We start from the raw sequence: 4,485 nt of genomic DNA on the forward strand, positions 1-4,485 counted from the left end.
TGCACGTTTTGATTGCCAGCTTCGCCCATAATATCAGCAAGCGCACCTTTTCTAAGTAACTCTGATATGGTGATGCCAACGTCCGCTAGCGTGGTAATCACGTCGTTTATCGCAGTTTGGTTTGAGTGCTTGTCTAAATATTGGGCTAGGGTGGTCATAGGGTGTCCTAATAGAATAAAAAAAGCGATAACATAGGTTTTCATTTAATAGATAATCAATACAAATAGCTCATTGTACAGCGTTTGAACTGACTCAAAAAATAATAATAAGCGGGTCATGTCCCTTTGTACTGGCTATAAAATCAGCTACACTAGATTTATTAAATGTAAAGTGTCTATTTTTATAGATAAGTTTGAGACAAAGTGTAGCAAATAAGCGCTAAAATGTCGCTGTATCTACCGCTTTGCCTACGAATAAAGGTTCGTCATTGATTGAAATAGTGCTCAATATGTTCCATCTAGCCATACTTATTAAAACAACCACAAAGACTCGTCATTATGCCAAATGCTACCGATAGCCATGCTACCAATAAAATCTCACCCTCTGACTATGTCAAGTTTGATCCAAGTACCATTCATCAAAGGCTAAACACGTCGCTCAGTCGACCGCAGCTTAATGCTGATGGCAGTATCCGTCACTTTTTGGGTGTAGAAGGATTAAATAAGGCGCAGCTGCAGGCCATTATAGCCAAAGCGGAGACCTTTTTTGATGATAAGGGCTTATTAATTAATAGACCTGAGCTTGAAGGCTGTACCGTGATGAACTTGTTCTTTGAGCCATCGACCCGTACGCGTACCACTTTTGAGGTCGCTGAAAAGCGCCTAGGTGCCAACGTCCTTAACATCGATATCGCGCGCTCTAGTACCAAAAAAGGTGAGAGCTTACGTGACACTTTGTGGAACTTGCAGGCAATGACTGCTGATATCTTTGTTGTGCGTCATTCAGCATCGGGCGCTGCGCACTTTATGGCCACAGAGGTTACGCCTAACATTGCCATCATCAATGGCGGTGATGGCTGGCATGCGCACCCCACTCAAGGAATGCTCGACATGCTGACCATTCATCGCAATGCTCCGCGACCATTTGAGGAGTTATCTGTCGCTATCATCGGTGATATAAAGCACTCGCGAGTGGCGCGCTCAGACATCAGCGCTCTACAGACGTTAGGGGTCAAAGATATCCGCGTTATCGCGCCGCGTACGCTTTTACCCAAGGGCATTGAGCGCTTTGGCGTCAAAGTCTATGAAGATATCGATCAGTGCGTGAGTGACTGCGATGTCATCATGGGCCTGCGTATCCAAAACGAGCGTATCGACTCGCCGCTATTATCGTCATCGAACGAGTATTACAAACACTATGGAATAACACCTGCACGCGTCGCACGAGCAAAACCAGATGCCCTAATTATGCATCCAGGACCGATGAACCGCGGCGTTGAGATCGCCTCAAGCGTGGCAGATGGCCCGCAATCAGTAATCCTAGAGCAGGTGAGTAACGGCGTAGCGATTCGTATGGCTGTTTTAGCAATGGCGATGGAGGGGCAGCGCGCTCATCAAGCGTCTGGGGCATAACCTATTATGTAATGCCATTTAGCGTTGTCGCCTCACTTTTTAACTTTTATTAATACGGTATTTATGCTCATGTCCACAAACACCAATAACTTAATACGTAATCTGCTACCGCAGTCATTATCGTCTACGCTGCCAAGCACTGTAAATGATCATCTAAGCGATAAAAATATAGACAATGAGATGTGGCTGCTACCGCCGCTCGTTGATCTATGTGCGCGCCTCAGAGAGCCAGGTCAGCAGCAGCATGGTACGCTAATATCTGAAGGGCAGGCCGCGCGCGCCAATGGATTTTTGCATGTGGTCACCCCTCCTGATACCCATCCTATTTTAGAAAACGGCTCGCTGCTCAAGGGCTTACGTGAGCGCGCGCTTGATGACGGCGGTATTTATTTACATATCTTGGGTGCTTTGACCGCAGGGCTTGAGGGCACACATCCCTCTAACATCGCTGGCCTAAAAAAGGGCAATTGTATCGCAGTCTCCAACGCGCGCAGGCCTTTTAAGAATGATTTAGTGTTACTGCGCACACTTGAGTATGCGGCGACCTTTGGTATGAAAGTATTCTTTTATCCTGATGAACCTAGTCTGTCAGGTGAAGGCGTGGCGCATGAAGGCTATATTGCTTCTTATCATGGTTTGCAAGGTATTCCATGGATTGCAGAAACCGTAGCATTATCAACGCAGCTGCTGATGGTAGAGGAGACGGGTATTGCCGCGCATTTTAGTCAGCTATCATGTAAATCATCAGTTGAGCTCATGCGCTGGGCAAAGGATAAAGGCCTGCCAGTCACCTGTGATGTGGCGATGCATCAGTTGTACCTGACCGATGATAATTTAGAAGGATTTAATGCGCAGGCCTATGTATTACCACCGCTACGCAGTAATACCGATCAACAAGCATTACTGCGTGGGCTCAAAGACGGCACTATCGACGCTATCTGTAGTCATCACGAACCGCTCAATGCTACCGCCAAAAAAGCGCCATTCGCAGAGAGCACACCTGGTATCTCAAATTTTGATACCTTTATGGCTCTAGCCTGTCAGTTGGTACGCGATGAGGTGCTCAGTTTGGCGCAGCTGGTAGACAAGATATGTCTTAATCCTGCCAAGATTGCAGGTATCGAAGCCCAATACGAGAGCATAGGCGGGGCTGTACTCGTCGATCCTGACCTTGAGTGGCAAGTCACCGCGCAGACTATGTATTCTAATGGCAAAAATACACCGTTTTTTAATCAGCAGTTGCAAGGGCGCGTTGTGGAGACTTTCTTTGGCTAATACGCCAGATTCACCCCAAGCGGATCATACAGTTATATCAGAGGACAGCCATCATTCTAGTGAATCGATTAAAGCTGTCGCTATCTATGAGATTGTCAAAGGCGTAGGCGCGCTATTAGGCGCAGCAGCACTAGTGTTATGGCATAACGATCTTGAGCATTGGCTTGCAAGCGCTAATGACTCATGGCGGCGTTATTTTGGTACATTATTAGCGCCGCAAGTTGAGAGCACTATACAAATTGCTCAGCAAGCGAGTCAAAACTGGACGCTTTTTTTACTGTTTATCGTTTTTTATGTCAGTCTACGGTTTATTGAAGCTTATGGCTTGTGGCAAGACAAAACGTGGGCCTACTGGTTTAGTGTCATTGGCTACGGAATATTTATTCCTGTCGAGATTTATTACTTAGTTATCAGTCCCTTTGATTGGTTTAAGCTAAGTATTTTAATACTTAATGTCATTATCGTCATCGTGGTCTATCGCAGCATGAGACAAAAAGGTCTGTTATAAGAATAGTTTTAACACCATAAAGGTTTTGCTTAAAAAGCAGGATAAGACTATCTTTAAAGCGATAGCGTTATCCTGCTTTTTTTAATTTTAAAGTCTTAATAGCAAGCCATTAGTCAGCAGCCGTGCACTTTAACTCGGTTGCTTTGGACTTATCGATCTGGCGACTCGACCAACGCTCAAACCTTGTACCAAAATGGAAAATATCACTACCGCGTAAGTTAGCGCCAGCAAAATATCACGCTCAGGCCCTGTTGGCAGTTGCAGTACTAAAGCGACTGAAATACCGCCGCGCAGCCCGCCCCATGTCAGTACCTTCCAAGCGCCTGAGGGCAAATCAAGCTGACGGTTAAAGGTTTTGGTAGTCATACCGACAACGATAAACCGAGCAAGTAGGGCAATGATGATAGTTAAGATAGCAGCGATAAATAAATTACCTGAGTAAGCGATCATAACCACTTCTAAACCGATTAAGACAAACAAAATCGCGTTCAAAATCTCATCAATAAGCTCCCAAAATAGATCAACATAATGGCGAGTCTTGTCACTCATAGCTAAGGCGCGACCACGATTGCCGACCATCAACCCCATCATCACCATAGCTAACGGTCCTGACAGATGCCAATGACTGGCGAGCGCATACCCGCCGATCACGCCTGCCAAAGTTAGTAACACCTCATCTTGATAGCTATCGATGCTCTTTATCATATAGTACAAAATAGCACCAAGCACCAACCCAAAGACGATACCGCCGCCTGCCTCAACGGCTAAGGTATGGGCGACATAGTTAGCAGTAGGAATATCACCGCTCGTTAAAATACCTAGAAGCAGAACAAAGATAACCACGCCTAGGCCGTCGTTAAACAACGACTCGCCAGCGATAACGGTCTCTAGGCTCTTTGGCGCGCCAGCTGAGGACAAGATGCCCATAACCGCAATAGGATCAGTAGGCGATATCAGCGCGCCAAATAACAGGCACCAAATAAGTGGTAAGCCAAAGCCGAACAGGGGCAGCATGTAATATAGGGCGATAGCGATCAGTACCGCAGATATCACTGTACCTGCGCCTGCCAAAATGCCAATAGGTAGCTTATAACGTTTTAAGTCGCCAATATTGACATGCAACGCTGCTGC

4 protein-coding genes are annotated in these 4,485 nt (G+C 46.1%); 3 read left to right on the top strand and 1 reads right to left on the bottom strand.

Annotated elements, in window-relative coordinates:
* Positions 1–497 precede the first annotated feature (497 nt).
* The 3 genes from ACTXGO_RS10080 (at position 498) to ACTXGO_RS10090 (ending at position 3,354) form a co-directional block, all read left to right on the top strand.
* A complete protein-coding gene (locus ACTXGO_RS10080; protein WP_317200639.1) occupies positions 498–1,571 on the top strand; it encodes an aspartate carbamoyltransferase catalytic subunit in 1,074 nt (357 codons plus the stop codon).
* 69 nt (positions 1,572–1,640) lie between these two features.
* On the top strand, positions 1,641–2,846 hold the full coding sequence (locus ACTXGO_RS10085; protein ID WP_435950377.1) for a dihydroorotase: 1,206 nt from the start codon (positions 1,641–1,643) through the stop codon (positions 2,844–2,846).
* Complete coding sequence (locus ACTXGO_RS10090; RefSeq protein WP_435950378.1) at positions 2,839–3,354, top strand: DUF2127 domain-containing protein; 516 nt, start codon at positions 2,839–2,841, stop codon at positions 3,352–3,354. The genes ACTXGO_RS10085 and ACTXGO_RS10090 overlap by 8 nt, the downstream gene beginning before the upstream one ends.
* Positions 3,355–3,483: 129 nt before the next feature.
* Here ACTXGO_RS10090 and ACTXGO_RS10095 read toward each other — a convergent pair.
* Positions 3,484–4,485 (bottom strand): cation:proton antiporter (locus tag ACTXGO_RS10095; protein ID WP_443574311.1); only part of this gene is annotated, 1,002 nt, incomplete at its 5' end.

The organism is Psychrobacter sp. T6-1 (assembly GCF_052258445.1).